The 19,280-nt window shown below is 46.8% G+C and carries 21 protein-coding genes; 11 read left to right on the top strand and 10 right to left on the bottom strand.

What is annotated here, in order from left to right; all coding sequences use genetic code 11:
* Window positions 1-21: 21 nt before the first annotated feature.
* Window positions 22-1,524 carry a hypothetical protein gene (locus tag F0P94_RS12790; protein ID WP_225307206.1) on the top strand — a complete coding sequence of 501 codons (1,503 nt, stop codon included), beginning with the start codon at window positions 22-24 and terminating at the stop codon, window positions 1,522-1,524.
* A gap of 467 nt (window positions 1,525-1,991) precedes the next feature.
* Here F0P94_RS12790 and F0P94_RS12785 read toward each other — a convergent pair whose 3' ends face one another.
* Window positions 1,992-3,062, bottom strand: a complete 1,071-nt coding sequence (locus tag F0P94_RS12785; RefSeq protein ID WP_150904276.1) for a DNA topoisomerase IB — start codon at window positions 3,060-3,062, stop codon at window positions 1,992-1,994.
* 105 nt (window positions 3,063-3,167) lie between these two features.
* On the opposite strand from F0P94_RS12785, the gene F0P94_RS12780 reads away from it, so the two are divergent.
* The 3 genes from F0P94_RS12780 (at window position 3,168) to F0P94_RS12770 (ending at window position 5,889) form a co-directional block, all read left to right on the top strand.
* Window positions 3,168-3,548, top strand: a complete 381-nt coding sequence (locus F0P94_RS12780; RefSeq protein WP_150904275.1) for a hypothetical protein — start codon at window positions 3,168-3,170, stop codon at window positions 3,546-3,548.
* Window positions 3,549-3,798: 250 nt separating this feature from the next.
* Complete coding sequence (locus F0P94_RS12775) at window positions 3,799-4,629, top strand: M48 family metalloprotease (RefSeq protein WP_150904274.1); 831 nt, start codon at window positions 3,799-3,801, stop codon at window positions 4,627-4,629.
* An 87-nt stretch (window positions 4,630-4,716) separates the two neighbouring features.
* A complete protein-coding gene (locus F0P94_RS12770) occupies window positions 4,717-5,889 on the top strand; it encodes an App1 family protein (RefSeq protein WP_150904273.1) in 1,173 nt (390 codons plus the stop codon).
* On the opposite strand, the gene F0P94_RS12765 is transcribed toward F0P94_RS12770, so the two are convergent.
* Window positions 5,886-6,326 (bottom strand): YybH family protein, encoded by a 441-nt coding sequence (locus F0P94_RS12765; protein WP_150904272.1) that lies wholly within the window; start codon window positions 6,324-6,326, stop codon window positions 5,886-5,888. The two genes, F0P94_RS12770 and F0P94_RS12765, sit on opposite strands and share 4 nt — an antisense overlap.
* On the bottom strand, window positions 6,316-7,047 hold the full coding sequence (mtgA, locus tag F0P94_RS12760) for a monofunctional biosynthetic peptidoglycan transglycosylase (protein WP_150904271.1): 732 nt from the start codon (window positions 7,045-7,047) through the stop codon (window positions 6,316-6,318). The genes F0P94_RS12765 and mtgA overlap by 11 nt, the downstream gene beginning before the upstream one ends.
* Before the next feature lie 310 nt (window positions 7,048-7,357).
* Between mtgA and F0P94_RS12755 the strand changes: the two genes are divergently transcribed.
* The gene (locus F0P94_RS12755) at window positions 7,358-7,993 is read left to right on the top strand and encodes an LON peptidase substrate-binding domain-containing protein (protein WP_150904270.1); all 636 of its coding nucleotides are present in this window, start codon (window positions 7,358-7,360) and stop codon (window positions 7,991-7,993) included.
* A gap of 51 nt (window positions 7,994-8,044) precedes the next feature.
* Entirely contained in the window at window positions 8,045-9,271 is a 1,227-nt protein-coding gene (locus F0P94_RS12750) for a metallophosphoesterase (protein ID WP_150904269.1), read from the top strand.
* Window positions 9,272-9,478: 207 nt separating this feature from the next.
* On the opposite strand, the gene F0P94_RS12745 is transcribed toward F0P94_RS12750, so the two are convergent.
* Both F0P94_RS12745 and F0P94_RS12740 read right to left on the bottom strand, forming a co-directional pair.
* Window positions 9,479-10,396, bottom strand: a complete 918-nt coding sequence (locus tag F0P94_RS12745; protein ID WP_150904268.1) for a diacylglycerol/lipid kinase family protein — start codon at window positions 10,394-10,396, stop codon at window positions 9,479-9,481.
* A 95-nt stretch (window positions 10,397-10,491) separates the two neighbouring features.
* The gene (locus F0P94_RS12740) at window positions 10,492-11,304 is read right to left on the bottom strand and encodes a M48 family metallopeptidase (protein WP_150904267.1); all 813 of its coding nucleotides are present in this window, start codon (window positions 11,302-11,304) and stop codon (window positions 10,492-10,494) included.
* 190 nt (window positions 11,305-11,494) lie between these two features.
* Between F0P94_RS12740 and F0P94_RS12735 the strand changes: the two genes are divergently transcribed.
* Window positions 11,495-11,698, top strand: a complete 204-nt coding sequence (locus F0P94_RS12735; RefSeq protein ID WP_150904266.1) for a hypothetical protein — start codon at window positions 11,495-11,497, stop codon at window positions 11,696-11,698.
* An 80-nt stretch (window positions 11,699-11,778) separates the two neighbouring features.
* Here F0P94_RS12735 and F0P94_RS12730 read toward each other — a convergent pair whose 3' ends face one another.
* The gene (locus F0P94_RS12730) at window positions 11,779-12,555 is read right to left on the bottom strand and encodes a murein L,D-transpeptidase catalytic domain family protein (RefSeq protein WP_150904265.1); all 777 of its coding nucleotides are present in this window, start codon (window positions 12,553-12,555) and stop codon (window positions 11,779-11,781) included.
* Window positions 12,556-12,618: 63 nt separating this feature from the next.
* Between F0P94_RS12730 and F0P94_RS12725 the strand changes: the two genes are divergently transcribed.
* Complete coding sequence (locus F0P94_RS12725; protein WP_150904264.1) at window positions 12,619-13,047, top strand: hypothetical protein; 429 nt, start codon at window positions 12,619-12,621, stop codon at window positions 13,045-13,047.
* 374 nt (window positions 13,048-13,421) lie between these two features.
* Here F0P94_RS12725 and F0P94_RS12720 read toward each other — a convergent pair whose 3' ends face one another.
* On the bottom strand, window positions 13,422-14,195 hold the full coding sequence (locus F0P94_RS12720; RefSeq protein WP_150904263.1) for a hypothetical protein: 774 nt from the start codon (window positions 14,193-14,195) through the stop codon (window positions 13,422-13,424).
* A 211-nt stretch (window positions 14,196-14,406) separates the two neighbouring features.
* The gene (locus F0P94_RS12715) at window positions 14,407-14,871 is read right to left on the bottom strand and encodes a hypothetical protein (RefSeq protein WP_150904262.1); all 465 of its coding nucleotides are present in this window, start codon (window positions 14,869-14,871) and stop codon (window positions 14,407-14,409) included.
* A 277-nt stretch (window positions 14,872-15,148) separates the two neighbouring features.
* On the opposite strand from F0P94_RS12715, the gene F0P94_RS12710 reads away from it, so the two are divergent.
* Window positions 15,149-16,765 carry an ABC-F family ATP-binding cassette domain-containing protein gene (locus tag F0P94_RS12710; RefSeq protein WP_150904261.1) on the top strand — a complete coding sequence of 539 codons (1,617 nt, stop codon included), beginning with the start codon at window positions 15,149-15,151 and terminating at the stop codon, window positions 16,763-16,765.
* 58 nt (window positions 16,766-16,823) lie between these two features.
* Window positions 16,824-17,498, top strand: coding sequence for a hypothetical protein (locus F0P94_RS12705; protein WP_150904260.1), 675 nt, complete (start codon window positions 16,824-16,826; stop codon window positions 17,496-17,498).
* 74 nt (window positions 17,499-17,572) lie between these two features.
* Here the strand turns inward: F0P94_RS12705 and F0P94_RS12700 are convergent, their stop codons facing one another.
* Window positions 17,573-17,728, bottom strand: coding sequence for a lmo0937 family membrane protein (locus tag F0P94_RS12700; RefSeq protein WP_150904259.1), 156 nt, complete (start codon window positions 17,726-17,728; stop codon window positions 17,573-17,575).
* A gap of 56 nt (window positions 17,729-17,784) precedes the next feature.
* A complete protein-coding gene (locus F0P94_RS12695) occupies window positions 17,785-17,937 on the bottom strand; it encodes a lmo0937 family membrane protein (protein ID WP_150904258.1) in 153 nt (50 codons plus the stop codon).
* A gap of 369 nt (window positions 17,938-18,306) precedes the next feature.
* Between F0P94_RS12695 and F0P94_RS12690 the strand changes: the two genes are divergently transcribed.
* Window positions 18,307-19,221 (top strand): 3-hydroxybutyryl-CoA dehydrogenase, encoded by a 915-nt coding sequence (locus F0P94_RS12690; protein ID WP_150904257.1) that lies wholly within the window; start codon window positions 18,307-18,309, stop codon window positions 19,219-19,221.
* Window positions 19,222-19,280 lie beyond the last annotated feature (59 nt).

Here is a 19,280-nt window from a genome sequence, read left to right as displayed (position 1 = left end):
TTTTTTCAGAAAACAGCCCTTGTGGATCAGGCTGAAAAAGAAAAAATTGCCTCCGGAAATATTCCCGACAGCGTAACTGTAACCGTTGGCCGCCATTATGACAAGGGCTTTTTACAACGGCTTTTCTTCGGCAAACATTACCGCGAACTTTGGGCTACCCCGGTAAAGCTTCCGGTTTTCCGGATGCAGGAAGCGCAGGGCGGCCTCTCGCCGGTTTCGCTTGGCGGCGGCTTTCAGACCACCAGCCTTACGTTAAAAACAGAAACCGGCAAGCAATACGTACTCCGCTCCCTGGACAAAGATCCCCAGAAAACGCTGCCCAAAGGGCTTCGCAAATCCTTCGTGGTAAATGTGGTCCGCGACCAGACCTCCGCTGCCAATCCGTTTGCTCCGTTGGTATTACCTGACCTTTCCAAAGCAGCCGGTATCTTTTACACCAGTCCGGCAATCTACTATGTAACCGAAAACGACAGCACCTTCGGAAAATTTTCTCCACGCATAAACGGGAAAGTGATGCTGCTGGAAGAAAAATTCGACGGCAAGCAAAACCTGACGCCGATGTTCGGCAATGCCACCGATCTGGTAGACAGCGAAGAAATGCTGCTGAACCGCTTCGAAAAGAATAATTACCAGATCGACCAAAGCCTTTTTGCCCGGAGCCGCCTCTTCGATGTCCTGATCGGTGACTGGGACCGGCACGAAGGCCAGTGGCAATGGGCGGTGTATAAAAATGACGGCCAAACCCTGTACAAACCGGTACCCAAAGACCGCGACCAGACTTTTTACCGTTTCGAGGACGGCATTATTACCTGGCTGGCCAGTAACCGCCTGCTGCTTAAAAAATTCCAGACTTTTCATGAAGATTACGGCTACCTGCCCGGCTGGCTTTTTAACGCGCGTTTCATCGATGCCCGCGCCTTAAATGAGGTTACCCAAGCCGAATGGGTCCGGCATGCTGAAGAAATAAAAGCTGCTTTAACCGATGACGTAATTGAGCGGGCTTTCAGGGAATTGCCGGCTCCGATCTACGCCAAAACCGGCCCGGTTACCATTTTCCGATTGAAGAGTCGCCGTGATAAACTTCCGCAAGCCGCCGCTAAAATTTACGAGATCCTGGCCGAGGATGTAACCGTGGCCGGCAGCGACGAACCGGAAATATTTAAGGCGACCCGCCTGCCTTCCGGCGAAACCAAAGTGGAAGTATTTCGCAAAGGCTCCAAAGAGAAAGAACCTTTTTACAGCCGCACCTTTCACCCGGATGAAACCGATGCCATTACCCTGCACGGCCTCGGCGGAAACGATGAATTTGAAATAAGCGGCCAGGCCCGGAAAGCAATCCGCCTGAACGTATACGGCGGCGAAGGCGAAGATGAGTTAACCGATACTTCTAAGATTTCCGGCTCCAACCGGAATATTAAAGTTTACGACACCAAGCGCGGCATCCAGATGGAGCTAACGCCAGAGATCAAAAAGAAACTCAGCAAAGACGTAGCCATTCATGCTTATGACCGGGAAGGACTTTGATAATGTGCTAATTTCTTAATATGGTAATGTGATAATGTGTTGGAGTTGTAAATAGGGTGAATGGGTTAAATGATTAATTTAATTATTATTTCAGGAGTCGTAGGTTAATCGGAAAATGGAATAAGATCATAAATTTTCTCAGTACCATAGGGTTTAAAACCAATGCCATCAACTTAAGTATTTATATTAACTGGTATCGCTGTTTCGGACAACTATGTCCGAAACGAAATCTGATGCGGACATCCTTGTCCGCGTGTATGGATACGGGGACAAGGATGTCCCCGGCAGTTACTTTCAGACATAGATGTCTGAAAGAGCAATAATTCCTTAAGTTGACAGCATTGGGTTTAAACCCTACGCTACTTCGCTAATAGGCTAAAGGGATTATTCGAATCAATCATTACCCAATTTCCAAATTACCACCTTACCAAATTAGCACAATAGCACATTAAACAATTAGCACATTATCAAAGGCTTTTCAGCATTTTTATAACCAGCTCTTCCGTGCCGCTCAGGTATTTATTTTGTGGTTTAGTAGCATCGTGTTTTTTCAGGAAATTTACCAGTTTGTCGGTTTTGAAAAGGTCTATTACCTGGGGGTGCACGTAGTATTTGCTGCACACGCTGGGCGTGTTTCCCAAGCCTTTTGCTACTGTTTTAAAGGCTTCCTTTACCAGTTTTTCTTTGTCTGTTTCCGGGCTTTCGTGCAGTTTGCTTTCCAAGCATTCTACCATGCGCACCGTACCGCCCCAAGTCCGGAAATCTTTGGCTGAGAAATCGGTTTGGGTCACTTCCTTCAGGTAATGGTTGATGTCGCCGGATTCTAAGGTGCGGCGGTCGCCGTTCTCATCGTAGTACTGAAAAAGGTCGTAGCCCGGAATATCGCGGCATTTTTTTACCAGTTGCGCCAGGCGCTTATCTTTAATGGAAATGGTATGCGCCACGCCTTTTTTTCCCACAAATTCGAACTTTATTTCCGCGCCCGAAATTTTCACATGCTTGTCGCGCAAAGTAGTTAAACCGTACGATTGATTCGATTGCGCATAATACCGGTTCCCGACCCGGATCAACGATTGGTCCATCAGGTTAAGGGCAATGGCGGTAATTTTGCGGCGGCTAAGCCCGTGCGAACGCAAGTCGGCTTCTATGGCCTGGCGGATCTGGGGCAGCATGCTGCCGAAAGCCAGCATCCGGCCGAATTTGGTTTGGTTGCGGGACTGGTTCCATTCGGGGTGATAAATATATTGCTTCCGCCCTTTCGTGTCGCGGCCAGTAGCCTGCAAATGGCCGTTGGGCGAAGCACAGATCCAGACATCAATCCAGGCCGGGGGAATAACCAGTTTTTTTATTCGGGCTAATGTTCGTTCATCAGTTACCGGATTGCCTTTAGCATCAGTGTACACAAAACCGTCTTTCCTTTGCGTGCGGGAGATGCCGGGTTTGGTATCGGGAATGTAACGGAGCCCGGCGGAATTTGCAGATAAGGTTGGGTCGGCATACAGGTTGTGAACATCTGCATCGAGAGTTTTAACGGACATGGTAATCGGGATGTATTTCTTTCCTGAAACTTACATTCTGCCAAAAGGGTTACTTTTAACGGGCGGCAGGAAAATAATGCCCCGGAAATTTCCGAACTTTGCCGCATGAATTCGAAAAATTTATCGTTTGGATTTGCTTTCTACGGCCTGATCTTACTTGGCAGCGCCGCTTTCTGTTTCCGGGCCAACAGCCTTACCAATTCCTTCTGGTTAGGTGCGTTCGGTTTCGGGGTAATGACCTGGTCACACTTTATGAACCGCCGCCATTACTGGGGATTTTCGGCCATGGTCGGGCAATTGTTTCTGAATGCGGCGGCCCTGGCCTGGAACGTACTGGCCTTTTTCCGCATCAAAGGCACTGGCTTTACTCCCGGAATGCTGAATGAAAATGGCCTGATGCTTTACGGCAGCCTGTTTGCTTTAACGGTTGTTTTGCTTTTAGTTTCCGCTTCCAGTGCCGAAAAAATTAAACGGGAATTGCTTTAGTTTTTTTCCCTGAAAGCTACCGTTTGGAAGGGAAGGCTTTAACACCATAAGCCTTCATATTTGAAGGCAGATCTGAACTTAAAAGTGCTTCTTCCGCCGGAAATGCTATAGTTTATTTGAAAAAAACTTATCAAATTTCGGCCGGATTGCGTAAACGCCTTCAGTTTAATTACCGGACCTAACAATAAAAACAGAACTGGCACGCTATTTTCTAATGAGTGCTACACTACAAAAACAAACTTATCTGAATATGAAACGATTGTTTTCTTTTAACTTCATTGCATCGCTTTGCGTGGCTTCCGCCCTTTTATTTTCGGGTTGCGCCAAAGACAAAAACGGCGAACGCATTATTTTTTCCATCGAAGATGACATAGCCCTGGGCAACCAGGTAGCTGCCCAAACCGACTCCATTTACCAGGACAAGCTTTTACTACCAACTGATTCCCGCCAGAATGTAAAGGATGCTTACGCGCAAATCAATGGCATTGTGCAGAAGATCCTGAGCTCCGACAAAATCAGCTACCGGCAGGAATTCAACTACAATGTAAAGATCATTAAAGACGATAATACCCTGAATGCTTTTGCCACGCCTGGCGGCCATATTTACGTTTTCACCGGCCTTATTAAAAAACTCGACAACGAAGACCAACTGGCCGGCGTACTGGGTCACGAAATTGCCCACGCCGACCGCCGCCACACGTCCAAAGCCCTGGAACGGGAATACGGTTTAAGCGTACTACTTTCCATTCTGTTAGGCGAAAACCAGAACCAGTTGGTGCAGATCGGCGCCGGTCTGGCTACCCTGAAATTTGGCCGTGATGCTGAAACAGAAGCGGATTCTTATTCCGTGGAATACTTAGGCGATACGCATTATACCTGTGATGGTGCAGCGGAATTCTTCAAGAAAATGCAGCAGGAAGAACAAGCCGGTAAACCGCCGGTTTTCTTAAGCACGCACCCGGGCGATGAGCAACGCATTAAAGCCATTACCGATAAAGCCACCGCCGACAACTGTATTAAACCGGTAGCGCCTGCTTCCGAAACCAATTACCAGACGCTTATAAGAAACCTTACTTTTTAAGCGCTAAACGGTACCATTTTAACGATCAGCCTGCACCCTTTGCAGGCTGATTTCGTTTAGGGGCATATTCAAGCATCCCCTTACCTTATGGCAGACTGGAAGAAATACCTGTTAAAGACCGGCGACAAAGTAGAAGACAAACTCGACGGCCTGATCTTCGATTTCCGCAACCGTTTTGGTTTATTTGAACCGGTACAAGTGGTTACTTACCGGAGTTACGGCACCCCGGAAAGGCTTTACGTGAAGGGCCGCGTACTGGTAGATAAAGGCATAACCGGCCCGGAGCAGGAAGATTCCCTGTGGGACAACCTCTGGAACATGTACAAGCGGTTCGAAAGCGACGAAATTCCGAATGCCCATTTAAAGATATGTTTCGAAGACCAGGAAATCGACGTTTATACTGACGAAGAAGGCTATTTTACCTTAAACCTCCAGCCTGCCGCCCCGCTTAAACTCAGCAGCATCTGGCACCAGGTAGAAATTAAACTGGTAGACTCGCCCGTTCCCCTGAACCACGAGATTAAAACCAACGCTCAGGTACTGGTTCCGCCGCCGGACGCCGAATACGGCATTATCAGCGACATAGACGATACTATTGTGGAGACCGGAGCTACGAGTATGCTGGCAACCGCCCGCAACGTATTCTTTAATAATGCGCGCACCAGATTGCCCTTTGCTGGTGTTTCCGCTTTTTACAAATCGTTGCAATTAGGCCGGAACGGAAAACGAAACAACCCTTTTTTCTACGTTTCGAGCAGTCCCTGGAATACCTATGATTTGCTGCACGATTTTCTGGACTTGAATGAAATTCCGGCCGGCCCCATCTTATTGCGCGACTTAGGAATAGATCAGGACAAGTTCATAAAAAGCGACCACATGAGCCACAAGCTAAAGGAGATCGAGAACCTCCTGATCACCTACCCGAAACTAAACTTTGTGCTGGTTGGCGACAGCGGACAGGAAGATGCGCGCATTTATGAAACGGTGGTAAAAAACCATCCCGGCCGCATTCTGGCAATTTACATTCGCGATGTGAAGCTGGCGGAGCGGGCCGAAATTGTAGTAGGCATTTCGGAAGGACTAAAAGAAAGCAAAGTGGAAATGGTGCTGGTAGAAAACACGGTGAATGCCGCGGAACATGCCGCCAAAGCCGGCCTCATCTATACCGAAACCATTCCGGAAATTGCAGAAGAAAAAGCCCAGGACAAAGGCGAGATACCAGGCAAAGTAGACGCCACTTTAGCCGGCCCGCAAGCTTAACTGGAGTGGTCAGCTACAATTTTCCATTCATTATCTATTTTCCGGAAAAGTAAGGTAAAGTAACCTTCCAGGTTGCCGATGGTCCGGGTTAAGCTCCACTTACCCGTTACGTAAGCTGCCGTCGGGTTTATGTCGTTTACGTGCAGAACGGTGAAGGCCAGCTTGCCCATGGCTTGGGGGTTCGGGTAAGCGCGCTGGTAATTCTGCAGCGTTTTCTCCCAGCCGTAGGTAACCCCGTTCTTGCCGATAAACTGCAGCGAGTCCGATTTCCAGTAGCCCTGCATGTACCCATTCAGATCGCCTTTATTCCAGCTGATAACCTGCTGGTCTAAAACCGTTCGGGTGCCGGTCTTCGCGTTTTGAGATTGGAGCCGGGACGAGATACAGCCTGATAACCAGAAAATAGCAAATACAAGGCAAAGAAAGTTATATCTCATTATTGATCAGAGGTTTAATAAACACTTTGCCGCCTAAATTGTTCATATTTTTGCGGATTTTCGCCCTTTTACGCGTGATGTAGCCGGATGGATTGGTAACCGAGAACTTTATCGGATTGGGCAGTACGGCTGCAATGGCTGCTGCTTCGTAGGCATTCAGGTCTTTGGCTGATTTCTTAAAGTACTTTTGCGCCGCTTCTTCAATACCGAAAACCTTATCGCCCATTTCAGCAATATTGAGGTAAACTTCCATGATGCGGTGCTTGCTCCACAGCAATTCTATAAGCATGGTGAAATAAGCTTCCGCCACTTTGCGGATGTAGCTCCGGCCGTGCCAGAGAAAAACGTTCTTGGCAACCTGCTGGCTGATGGTGCTGCCGCCAACAATTTTGCGCCCCTTCCTGTTCTTCTGAAAAGCTTTGAATATGGCATCGTAATCGAAACCGTTGTGGTGGGTAAAAAGCTGGTCTTCGGCGGCAACCAGGGCAAGCGGTACGTGGTACGAAACGTCTTCCAGGGCTACAAAGTCGTAGCGGATCTTGGTTTTTCCGGTTTCATCCAGCTGGGCCGGGGCCGCGCGGCGTTGCAGCATGAGCAAGGTGGCCGGTGGCGAAAACCAACGGTAAATCAACACCCAGAGAATGCTTATGAGGAAAAGCGTAAGTACCAGCCTCAGGAAAAGCGTGCGGGCAATACGTAATTCATTGCTAAAGCGGGACATAACCAGGTTGTTTTAAACGAATGTACAAAGTTAAGCCAATTCCGCCGGAAAAACACCGAAATGGTTGCCGCATCCTTTTTTGGAAAAAACCTGGTCTACTATTTCTTATAAGCATCCGGGAAAAGTCCTTAGTGGCGTTTTCGCTTGAGAGCAGTAAGAAGTTGCTACGGCTACTGGATAAATTTAGTGAAAACACCAACATTGGCAGGCTTGAAACGTGTTTATGTAAAGCGTTAAAAGCTTCATTGTTTAACTTGCAACCGAAAGTAAGTTGTATTCACCTTTTTAAATTTACTCTTAACCTAATTTTATGGCCTACACGCTTCCTTTATTTCCGCTGAACCTGGTGGTTTTCCCCGGTGAGAAACTGAACCTGCACATTTTCGAGCCCCGCTATAAAAAACTCATTAAAGACAGCCTAGCCGGAGAAGGCGCTTTCGGCATTCCGCCTTTCCTGAAAGACGGCCTGAGCTCGGTGGGCACCAAATTGCAGGTGTTAAGCATTGAAAAGGAATACGAAGGCGGGGAAATGGACATCAAAACCAAGGGCCTGAACATTATCCGGATCGAAGAGTTTTACAACAAACTGCCCGGGAAAGATTACGCCGGCGGCAAAATAAACGACGTAGAAAATATTGAAGACGAGGATGTGGTGATCAAGCTGAAGATTACAGAATTGCTACACCAGTTATACGAAGCCCTCGGTTTAAATAAACTGATCACCACCCTTACGGAAGACTATAAAATTTTCGATATCGGGCACCAGATAGGCCTTACCACCGACCAGGAATTTGAATTGCTGACGGCCGAAAGCGAAAGCACCCGGCAGGAAATTGTGCTGGAGCATTTAATGAAAGTAGTGCCAGTAGTGCTGGAAACCGAAAAACTGAAAGAACGGGTAAAACTGAACGGTCATTTTAAAAACCTGATCCCGCCTAATTTTTAATCGGCAACGGCCGGAAAGTTTACGTATAGGCTTTAAAAATAGTACCGCCTGATGTTGAATTTCCTGCTGTTCGTTTTTGGTTTGTTTTTCCTGTGGTTTTTAATTACCTACCTCCGTGAAAGAAAATACCGGCACCAGCCCTATTATCGGAAATCGGTAAGGAACTGGCAGGAAAAAGTGCCGCCCGCCCAAAAACCGTTATTTTCCGTAGCCCTGATCGGCGATACCGGCAACATAGCCACCGAAGGATCCGACCCGGTATTAAAGCTTTTGGAAAACTGGGTACAGCAGGCCGGCAAAAACAGCTGGACAGTATTTCTGGGCGATAACGTTTACCCCAAAGGCATACCGCCGGTGCAGGACCGGAAAAGGCAAAGCGCGGAAGAAAAACTTCAGGCCCAGCTTCAGATTTTCGACAATTACGAAGGCAAAGTAACCTTTATCGGCGGCAACCACGACTGGAATAAAGGCCGCTCCGACGGTTACACTTACATTCTACGGCAGGAACAATACATACTTAGCTGGTTCAATTATCCCGAAGCTTTTCTGCCGCAAAACAGTTGTCTGGGTCCCTGTGTAGTAGACCTGGCTCCCGGCCTTTTAATGATCGTGCTGAATACGCAATGGTGGGTGCAAAGCGGGAAAAAACCGATTGGCAAAACGGGCGGCTGTCATCAGGAAAAACCAACAGACTTCTTTACCGAACTGGCTGCCCTGCTGAAACAAAATCAGGATAAACGCATCATTATTGCGGCGCACCACCCGCTTTACAGCAACGCCCTGCACGGCGGAAAATTCACCGTGAAGCAGCACCTGTTTCCGCTAACGGCCGCCCATAAAAAAATGTACATCCCTTTTCCGGTGGTAGGTTCCTTGTACCCGCTGTACCGCAAATATTTCGGCGCTAACGAAGACATGTCGCACCCGCGTTACCGGAAAATGCGCAAGAAATTGCTAAACATTTTGCAGGTGCACGAAAATATAATCTACGCGGCCGGCCACGACCATAACCTGCAATACTTCAATTTAAAGAACAATCACTTTATTATCAGTGGCTCCGGCAGCAAAACCACCTTCGTAAAAAAAGGCCGGAAAGCCACCTTCACCCACGAACACAAAGGCTTTTTTGTGATCGATTTTTACGAAGACCAAACCTGGCTCAGAGTGCTGGAACCGGATTCAAACGCAGAAACTACCGAAGCTTTCCGCTGGAAGATTTGGGATGCGAAGGAAATTTCGGGTGAAAAATTGAAAGGTCAGGAACCGGAGACTAGGTAAACTCCTTTCTCAACTTAGGGTATCCCATTTTAAGTTATTCAATTTAATAAGTCATTTCCAAGTCAGCCTTAAAAAAAGGTTGTCATCCTGAGCGCCAGCGAAGGACCTCGTCGGCTAACAGCAGAATAGCCAGAAATAACGGTACTGCTACTAGCCAACAAGTTGTTTCGCTGTCGCTCAACATGACAACCATTTTCAAATCAGCTTTTAATCATTTTCCGAGGAATCCGGAATTTGCTTTGGCAATAATAGGCGAAGGCTTTTCGGCAGGATCTTAATGATCACTCTTTCCCCCAGATCGATCGGTTCGCCATCGATGTGGCCTACTTCCTGGTTGGGATTATAAATGGTGGCTTCGCGGCAGCTGATGATGTGGGTATAATCGGAAGCGCCAATAGATTCGTGGTAGAGCCGGTACAATAAGCCAAGGGCAGCCGTTTTGGGGAAGGGTTCGATGAGGCAAATTTCAAACTTCCCGTCGTCTATAATGCCGGTCGGGTTTATAGTAGCGTTGCTTCCGAAGGCGTTGGCATTGGTAATAGTTACCATAAACGCCGGTCCGGAAAAAGTACCGTTATCGGTTTCGATTTTGTATTCCCGGCATTCATAAGATAGGTATTGCTGCATGGCTACAAACGCGTAGGTGCCGGGGCCGCGGGTACTGGCTTCGCTGAAAAGTTTTACCACCAGCGCATTAAAACCAAGGTCGGTAATATGCACGGAAATGTAATTGTTTACTGCCAGCGTATCGATGGGCCGGATGGTGTAATTCACCAGTACTCCTAAGGCCCCGGGCAGGTCCTGTGGTATTCCCACATCTTTCGAAAGGCCGTTGCCGGAACCCATGGGAATAATGCCCATGGGCGTTTCGGAATGGATCAGGGCGTTGCCTACCAAGTGCACCGTGCCGTCGCCGCCTACGGCTACCACAGCGTTGTAGTCTTTCTGCCGGAGCGCTTCTTTCAGGTTTTCCAGGTCGTTTTCGCCGGTGGTGTCAAAAAATGAGAGTAAAATTCCTTCCGCTGCACAAAACGTTTCAATTTCGGAGATAACAGTTTCCTTATCGATGCCGCCGGAAATAGGGTTTATGACAAACAGGATATGGTGAAGCTTTTTAGCGCCCATAAAAATGCAGAAGCCTGGCTTTTTGGTTTAAATCTCTACCGTTTTCGAAGTTAGGCCGATAAGGTTTTATCCTTCGGGAAAAGGACGCAAATAATTTACGGCACCAGTCCTGGCGGTAATCCGTTCGGGAATTCGTTTTGAATGGCGCGCTGAATTTCCCCGATCCGGTTGCCGGGGTTTGGGTGAGTTTGGAAGAAATCGGGTCCTCTGCTGCCGCCGCCAGAAGCCCGATCGAGAATCTCCATCACCTGGATCATGGCATTCGGATCATAGCCGGCCTCGGCAGTAAACCGCACCGCCAACCGGTCCGATTCCAGTTCATCGTCCCGCCCGTATTTCAATGTCATCAGTTTCCCGATCATGGCAGCAGCAGCAGCGGTACCGGCCGAACTTGGGCGATCCGGATCGTAGGCAGCAACAGCGGCGGCCCCCGTCAGGCCTTGGGTTAGTTGCGATTTTGCGATCTGTTCGGCGGAATGGCGGGCTACTACGTGGCCAATCTCATGGCCCAGCACGCCGGCAAGCTGGCCTTCGGTTTGCAGGTTTTTCAGCAGGCCGGCCGTTATAAAGATCTGTCCGCCAGGCAAGGCAAACGCATTAACCGTGTTTTCATCGGCAAGCAAATGGAAATCGAATTTATAGGCCGATTGACCGGCCTTGGTTTGCGCCACGATCCGCTGCCCGATCTCTTTTACCCTGGCTGCTGCTTCCTGGTCCGGGTGCAGGCCGCCGTATTGCTGCGCCATTTCGGGCGCTGCCTGAAGGCCGAGGGCAATTTCCTGTTCGGCCGTCATGTCAATGTGCTGAGTTTCGCCGGTAATTTCGTTGTGCTGGCGTTTGCATAAATAACTAACTACCGAAAAAAGTGCAATTAGTAAGGCTGCAACATATCTTAAAGATCCGCGCATTAGTTAAATGATTTAGTAGGTAAATACAGCTTCAGGATCATTGCACTCCCCTGCCGCTAAATATGTTGAATGAACGCTTTTTTTTAGTTTGGGTTGCCGTATTGGTGGTTAGAGGATTCAGGATTAGCGGCAGAATATAACTGAGCGCATGGAAATGCGTAAGAAGGTTTTTACGAAATCTAAACGGTATATGAACTTAAAACGCACCTTCGGCGCCATCCTTACGGTTCTGGGTATAATCGGAATAATTATGGGCGCATACGCTTTTATGAACGGTGGCAAAGTGGCCGGCCTGGGCACCAACCAGATCACGGCCCTGGTTCCCTTCATAGTTGGCATGATCTTTTTCTTTTCCGGAATAAGCTTAATTAAACACACCGGCGACCGGGCCTGAAAAACGGTAGGAAATAAACGAAAAAAGCCCCGCTATTTGCGGGGCTTTTGCTTTTCAGCTTAAATCCGGATAAAGCTGGCTTAGATATTTTCCTGGGCCTTCTCCATCTCCAAAGCGAACGTGGCCAGCGCCGGTTCCAGCTTCAGAAAACTGGAATTGTATTTTGGCTCCGGTCCGACAATAAACAGGCAGGAATTATTCTTAATGGTATTGATGATGTCGGAAGACTGGGCAACCGGTAAAGCCGGGCAACCCTGGCTCCGGCCCAGACGGCCATGCTGGTTTACAAAACTTTTGCTTACGTAATTGGCGCCGTGAATTACAATGGCCCGCTGGAAAGCATTATGGTTAAAGCCTTTGTCCAGGCCGGTTAATTTCAGGGAAAGGCCGTGTTTGCCGATGTAAGTCTGGTTGGTGGCATAAAAACCCAGGCTGCTCATTTCCGATTGCGGTACGTTCGAGAATTTGCGGGCATAGTTTTCGCCGGAGTTTTTCCCGTGCGCTACCAAAGTATTGTATAAAAGTTTTTTCGATTTGATATCGATGATCCACAAACGGTTTTCGGAGCTGGCTTTGTTGAAATCGATGATGCTGAGAACGGATTTCTTAATGGTTACAGGGCTGGTTCTTTTTAAATTATAATAGCCGATCAGCGCTTTGCGGAATATTTCATAATCAAGGCCGGAATCCTGGAGATGCGCCCCGTTATAGGTGTTATTCATATTAAGCTCAAAAGTGGCGATCCGGGCCGACTCTACGCTTATTTTACGATCATTCTCCAAAGAGGAATTGCTAACGGCAGGCGAGGAAGTGTTGAGAAAAAATAAACCTGCAATAATAAAAGTAAATTTGTGCATACGTTAACTGGTTTTTATAAATTAGCCCCTTGAACAATTGAAATTATGAAATTCGTTTCTTTTTTGAAAGTATATTCACGAAAAAAAAAGCTTTTTTTACCAGTTATCTTCCTGAGAACCACGATCTTTATACTATTTCTTTCTTTTTTACCAGGCTGTGGCAAATCGACCCCGGAAAATAATTTCGATTCGGCCGCCTGGAAAGCGGACCCATACGGCTGCAAAGGCGAGCGTAAAAACCTGTTACCGGAACTGGAAAAAATGCGCGGCGAACTGGCTGGCACCACCTTCCGGGACGCCAAAGAATTATTCGGCATTCCCGAAGCCAACAGCCTGACAGATAAAAACGAAAATATTTACACGTACTACGTGGAGCCTGGTTTGCAATGCCAGGATAAAAGCCACCTTTCCGGCGCCAACAAATTACTGGTTACCGTTAACGGACTGGGCTTTGTAAAAGAAGTGCGTTTTGAGGTGCCGGTAAAAAAATAAAACTGCACCGTTTACCAGTGCAGTTCCAACCTTTCTTATCTGACGAAGCCTTAAACAAAAAGATAATAATTTCAGGCCGGAAACTAACCTTTTCACCAATTCATTGCCGTCTGCTTTAGCTAACGGATCCGTCAGCTAAAGCAGACGGCAATGAATAGATCCACTAGAATTGTTGCAGGACATCGAATATTAATACATTTCCTTCCTGAGGAAAAAGGCCCTTAATAATCGCAAAAGCTGAAAAGGTAAATAATTTTGTATTTTCCGGAATCACAAACTTCCAAGGCTTTGGTCTGGATACAAATATCCAGATGCTTCTTTCCAGGTGTTTACGGTTGCTGACCGGAAGCCGGAGTTGCCAAACCGCCATTGAACTATTTATCTTCCGCAGCTATGGCCAGGTTTAGTTTTTTATCAGTTGCAGCTTTATTGGATTGTTTCCCGGGTTCTTCGTTTTCAGATAAAGCAACTTCCTCTTTTACTTCCAGCTGATTCAAATCTTCCTGCTTTATCTCAACAGGCGTTAGCGTTTTCTTAAAGGTGCGGCCGCCTAAAGCGGATTCAAGTTTCGGCAACGCGTTCCGGACCGAAATATTAACCACTTCTACCCTGCTGGTATCTACCTGGGTAAGGGCGCGTTCAATAAATGTGTGGATCTGGCTGTTAAACGAAGGGCCCTCAGGCGTTTTTGGTTTTACCGGAGCATCTTCCTGCCGGTTGTGCAGCGCAAGGTATTCGTTCAGCTGATTACTATTTAATACCGTAGCAAATTCCTGATCATACTGCTTTTCCAGTTCTATAATCCGGTCGTTGCGTTTCTTCGGTTCATGCGGGTACATGCTGATCACGGCATCGATCATCTGGCGGCGTTCTTTATTTATTTCTTTTACTTGCTCGTATTGCGCTTCGTTCAAAAGCAGGTTGCGTTGCAGATCCCGGCTTTCTTCTTCCACGGTTTTGCGGTTTACAATGGCCGGAATATCCGGAATAACAATTTCGATGGGTGCCGCTGCCAGCGAATCGGCAGAAACGGAATCGGCAGCTGGTTTGAAGGCAAGCTGATTAAATTCGATCGGAGACGACGTTTCCTGGGCCTGAACCTGCAGGAAACCGGAAGCAAAAAACAAGGCAAGTAAAACTTTTTTCATAATTATAAAACGCAATAATATTATTAAACAAATGTTTTTATTATTTACTAAGCGATTTTTTATAACTATATAACGAAAGCCACTTTTAATTGATTTGCATTTTACCGTTATTTCTTCATTATCAATCCAATACTTGCCGGGCAAAAAAAAGCAGGCCTGTTAAAAGCCTGCTTTTTATAAGGGAATGGATAGTTTAATTTATTCAGATTTTTTATTGGGAAAACTTATGATCTGGTCGTTTAAAGTACTGCATGACAATGAAGGAAGTTAAGACCCCGCCCGGAATACCAATCATGGTAATTACTAAAAAGACTGAGGTCAGGGTCAGATGTTCACCCATCGTATTCTCACTCTGAAGAATTTCGATGATGTTGGAACCGAAGAACTGAATATTGATCACGGTAAAAAAGGCAAACATAACCGTAGCCACAATGGAAGTAACCGAGCCAACGGCTATCCCCTGCAAGTATCGGACCATGCCGCCTCTTGCCTGTTTTAAACTGGAAATAGACATGCAGATAAAGATTACGGATATGACCAGGAAGCCGAACCTCAGAATGGGCACATCAGCCAGGTGGGTGATCTGCAGAATAAGGGCATAGGCAATAAGAGCCAGTCCATTCAGAAACCCGTACCAGCCCCCGGTTTTTTCAATTGAAACAGAATTTAAAGCCATAATTTTATCGTTAAGAAAATGAGTTAAACTTTATTTACGTTTTCCAAAGCCAAACGCTCAGGAATATTTCTCTTTTACTATACTTATTTTTTAGTGCGAGTGTTGTGCTTTCCTTTCTTTTTTTTCCTTTCAGCTCAAATTATTGCCTAATGACCAGCATTTTACGCCTGGAACTATTCCTTAACAACTTGCCGTTTTAAAAGGAATGCGGTTCGCGAAAGCCGTTTTAATTCTGTACTTTTGCGGCCGAATCCGATACTATTTTTCTTTATTATATATGATCAGTACTTCCAACGTGAGTTTGGCTTACGGCAAACGCACTTTATTCGAAGACGTTACCATTAAATTTACCCCAGGCAACTGCTACGGCCTCATCGGGGCTAATGGTGCGGGTAAATCCACCTTCCTGAAGATCCTTTCCGGCGAGATCGATCCGCGTACCGGCACGGTGGAAATTCCGGCTGGCATGCGCATGGCCATCTTAAAGCAGAACCATTTCGAGTTCGACGAAATGCCGGTTTTACAAACAGTAATAAAAGGCCATCAGCGCTTATTCGAAATTATACAGGAAAAAGAGGCTATTTATGCCAAACCAGATTTTTCGGAAGAAGACGGCATCCGGGCTTCGGAACTGGAAGGCGAATTTGCCGACCTGGAAGGCTGGAACGCAGAATACGAAGCAGCTGAATTGCTGAGCGGCTTAGGCATTAAAGAAGACCTGCACTACTCTTTAATGAAAGATCTGAGCGGTTCGGAAAAAGTGCGGGTTTTACTGGCCCAGGCTTTATTCGGCAACCCGGACATTCTGCTGCTCGATGAGCCTACCAACCACCTTGATTCGGAATCGATCCTGTGGCTGGAAAACTTCCTTGACAACTTTAATAATACGGTAATTGTGGTTTCCCACGACCGTCACTTCCTGGATGCGGTTTGCACGCACGTAGCCGATATCGATTTTGGCAAGATCCAGATGTTTGCCGGTAACTACTCTTTCTGGTACGAATCGAGCCAGCTGGCTTTGAAACAGCGCACCGATGCGAACAAGAAAACCGACGACAAACGGAAAGAACTCGAAGAATTCATCCGTCGTTTCTCGGCCAACGCTTCCAAATCGAAACAGGCTACTTCGCGTCAGAAATTGCTGAATAAACTTACCCTGGAAGATATTAAACCTTCTTCGCGGAAATACCCTTACATTCAGTTCAAGCAGGAACGCGAGGCGGGAAACCAGTTGCTGGAAGTAACCGATATTGAAAAAAGCGTAGATGGCGAATTGCTCTTCAAGGACGTAACTTTTACGGTAGAGAAAAACGATAAAATTGCTATTCTGGGCCGGAATGACTTAGCGGCTTCGGCTTTCTTCAAAATCATAATGGATGAAATGAAGGCCGATAAAGGGGAATATAAATGGGGAACAACCATTACGTCCGCTTTTTTCCCGAAAGACAATGCCGAGTACTTTAACACCGACCTGAACCTGGTAGACTGGCTCCGCCAATATTCCGCGGAAAAAGATGAAAGCTTTATCCGGGGCTTCCTGGGCCGTATGCTTTTCTCGGGCGAAGAATCATTGAAAAAAGCAAACGTACTTTCTGGAGGAGAAAAAGTGCGCTGCATGCTGAGCCGTATGATGCTGCAAAGCGGCAACGTGCTGGTACTCGATGAGCCTACCAACCACCTTGATCTGGAATCGATCACCGCGCTGAACAACGGCCTGAAAGATTTCCAGGGTACGGTACTATTCGCCTCGCACGACATGCAGTTCGTGGAAACCATTGCCAACCGGATTATCGAGCTTACGCCGAAAGGCATTATCGATAAGCGGATGAGCTACGAAGAATACCTGGCCGATGAAAACATCAAGGCGCTCCGCCAGAAATATTACGCGGTATAAGGGGGCTTTACAAGATTATACGTACCAAATCGTTTTGTTCTGAAACTGCCTGAAACGGATGAACTCTAATTCGCAACTTACCTGGAAAGCGGCTGGCCTGCTGGTTATGGCCCTTTGCTTATTTGCCACAACGGCCCAAGCCCAGGTTACCGACTCAACATACCAGAAGCAGGAACTGAATACCGGTATGCCGCCGGCTTCTGTTCCGCAACCGGTAATCGTTACGCCTCCCCCGCCACCGGCCGTTAAAAAAGCGCCGGCCGATACGGTAGTAAAAGAAAAGGTAAAAATCAAAGAAAAGGATGAGACTCCTTTCCGGAAAAAACTGTTTACCGGCGGCGGTTTCGGCTTATCGTTCGGCAATCAGACCAGCAATGTACAGGTATCTCCTATTCTGGGTTACCGGATCTCCGAGCGGTTTTCGGCGGGTTTAGGCATGAGCTATTTTTATTTCAGCAGCGGCCCTTATGATGCCACTTTGCTTGGCGGAAAAGCTTTTGCCCAGGCGATGGTCTATAAGGAGTTTTTTGCCCACGTGGAATACGAAAAGCTGAGCGACATTAAGGATTTCAGCAACAACGTGGCGGCTTTACTGACAGGCGCCGGTTACCGGCAAATGGTTTCCGACCGGGTTGGCTTCGACCTGATGCTTTTAATAGACCTGAACCAGAATTCCCGCTCGCTTTATTCCAACCCCATCTTCCGGGGCGGCTTGATCATCAACTTATTCTGATCTGATAAAGAAGCCCATAAAAAGAAGCCGGCCTGAAAATTTCAGGCTGGCTTCTTTTTTATATTAAAAATGCGTTAAGCATTTCCGCGTATCAGGCGCAGGATTACCGCAATAACGGCAAGCACTAATAAAATGTGGATGATGCCACCTACCTGGTTTGGAAAGCCCAGAAAGCCGATGAGCCACAGAATTACCAGCACTAAAGCGATGATATACAATAAATTTCCCATAGTTTTATTAAGTTTAGAGTTAGAAATTTGTATTAATGTAAAGTATTACGCAAAGGTCAGGCCCGGCGGATGAGCCGGAGCACTACGGCTATAATTGCAATTACAAGCAATATGTGAATGATGCCACCAACTTCGTTAGGAAAGCCCAGGAAGCCAATGAGCCAAAAAATTACCAGAATTACCGCAATTATATAAAGCAGATTTCCCATGGTTACACGTTTGTTTAGTTTTAAATCTTTGTACTTTAATTTGAAACCACCGGTTTAGCGGATTTAAATTTTACGGCCCGAAAGCTGATTTAAGGCCGTTAAACCAGTTTTTTCTTGTAATGATGTTTTGTACGCAGAAATATTGCAAAAGATTTATATTGAACCTTATCGGGATGCCCAACTGCAACAATTAACCAGCGGAAATGTTACTTTCCATTCCTTTTTTTGGCCCTTCCCCTACCGTTTAGGGGGTTTTCTGCCTTGTTAAAAAATTTCAGATTATTGCATCATTTTCGGTCCGGAAACCTTAAAACTTTACTCAATTTAAAGTAGTTTTACCTTCCGAAACATATTTTAACTTTCTCATACATGAATCAGGTAGCAGTTATTGGCTCTGGCACCATGGGCAACGGTATTGCCCACGTGTTTGCTCAGAGTAATTACAAAGTGGCTTTAATCGACATTTCGCAGGCTGCTTTAGACAAAGCCCTTTCCACTATTTCCAAAAACCTGGATCGGATCGTGGCAAAAGGCAATTTAACCGAAGCCCAGAAGCAGGAAACCCTGAACAATATCACCACCTTTACCAGTCTGGCCGATGGCGTAAAAGAAGCGGACCTGGTGGTAGAAGCCGCTACGGAAAACGTAGACCTGAAACTGAAAATCTTCCGCGACCTGGATGCACATGCCAAACCGGAAGCTATTCTTGCCTCGAACACTTCTTCTATTTCCATTACTAAAATTGCTTCGGTAACCAGCCGTCCGGAAAAAGTGATCGGCATGCACTTTATGAACCCGGTGCCGGTAATGAAACTGGTGGAAATTATCCGCGGGTACTCCACTTCCGACGAAACGACCCGGGCCATCATGGAAACTTCCCTGAAGCTAGGCAAAACCCCGACGGAAGTAAACGACTATCCGGGCTTTATTGCCAACCGTATTTTAATGCCGATGATCAACGAAGCCATTTATTCCTTATATGAAGGCGTAGCCGGAGTAGAAGAGATCGATACGGTTATGAAACTAGGAATGGCGCACCCGATGGGTCCGTTGCAGCTGGCCGATTTTATAGGTCTGGACGTTTGCCTTTCTATTCTGAATGTACTGCATGATGGCTTCGGCAACCCGAAATATGCTCCTTGCCCGCTGCTGGTAAACATGGTACAGGCCGGCCACAAAGGCGTAAAATCCGGCGAAGGTTTCTATTCCTGGACGCACGGCACCAAAGACCTGGTAGTTGCCAACCGTTTTAAAAAAAAGTCCGGTGAGGTAGCAATTGCCTAAAAAGCACTTTTGTTACTGAAAAGGATAGCATTTTCTCTTTATTAACACAAAAAGCACAG

It is taken from the genome of Adhaeribacter soli (assembly GCF_008727925.1).
GTDB lineage: Bacteria > Bacteroidota > Bacteroidia > Cytophagales > Hymenobacteraceae > Adhaeribacter_A > Adhaeribacter_A soli.
The sequence above is the reverse complement of the archived record's forward strand: the minus strand, read 5'-3'. Positions and strand labels throughout refer to the sequence as shown.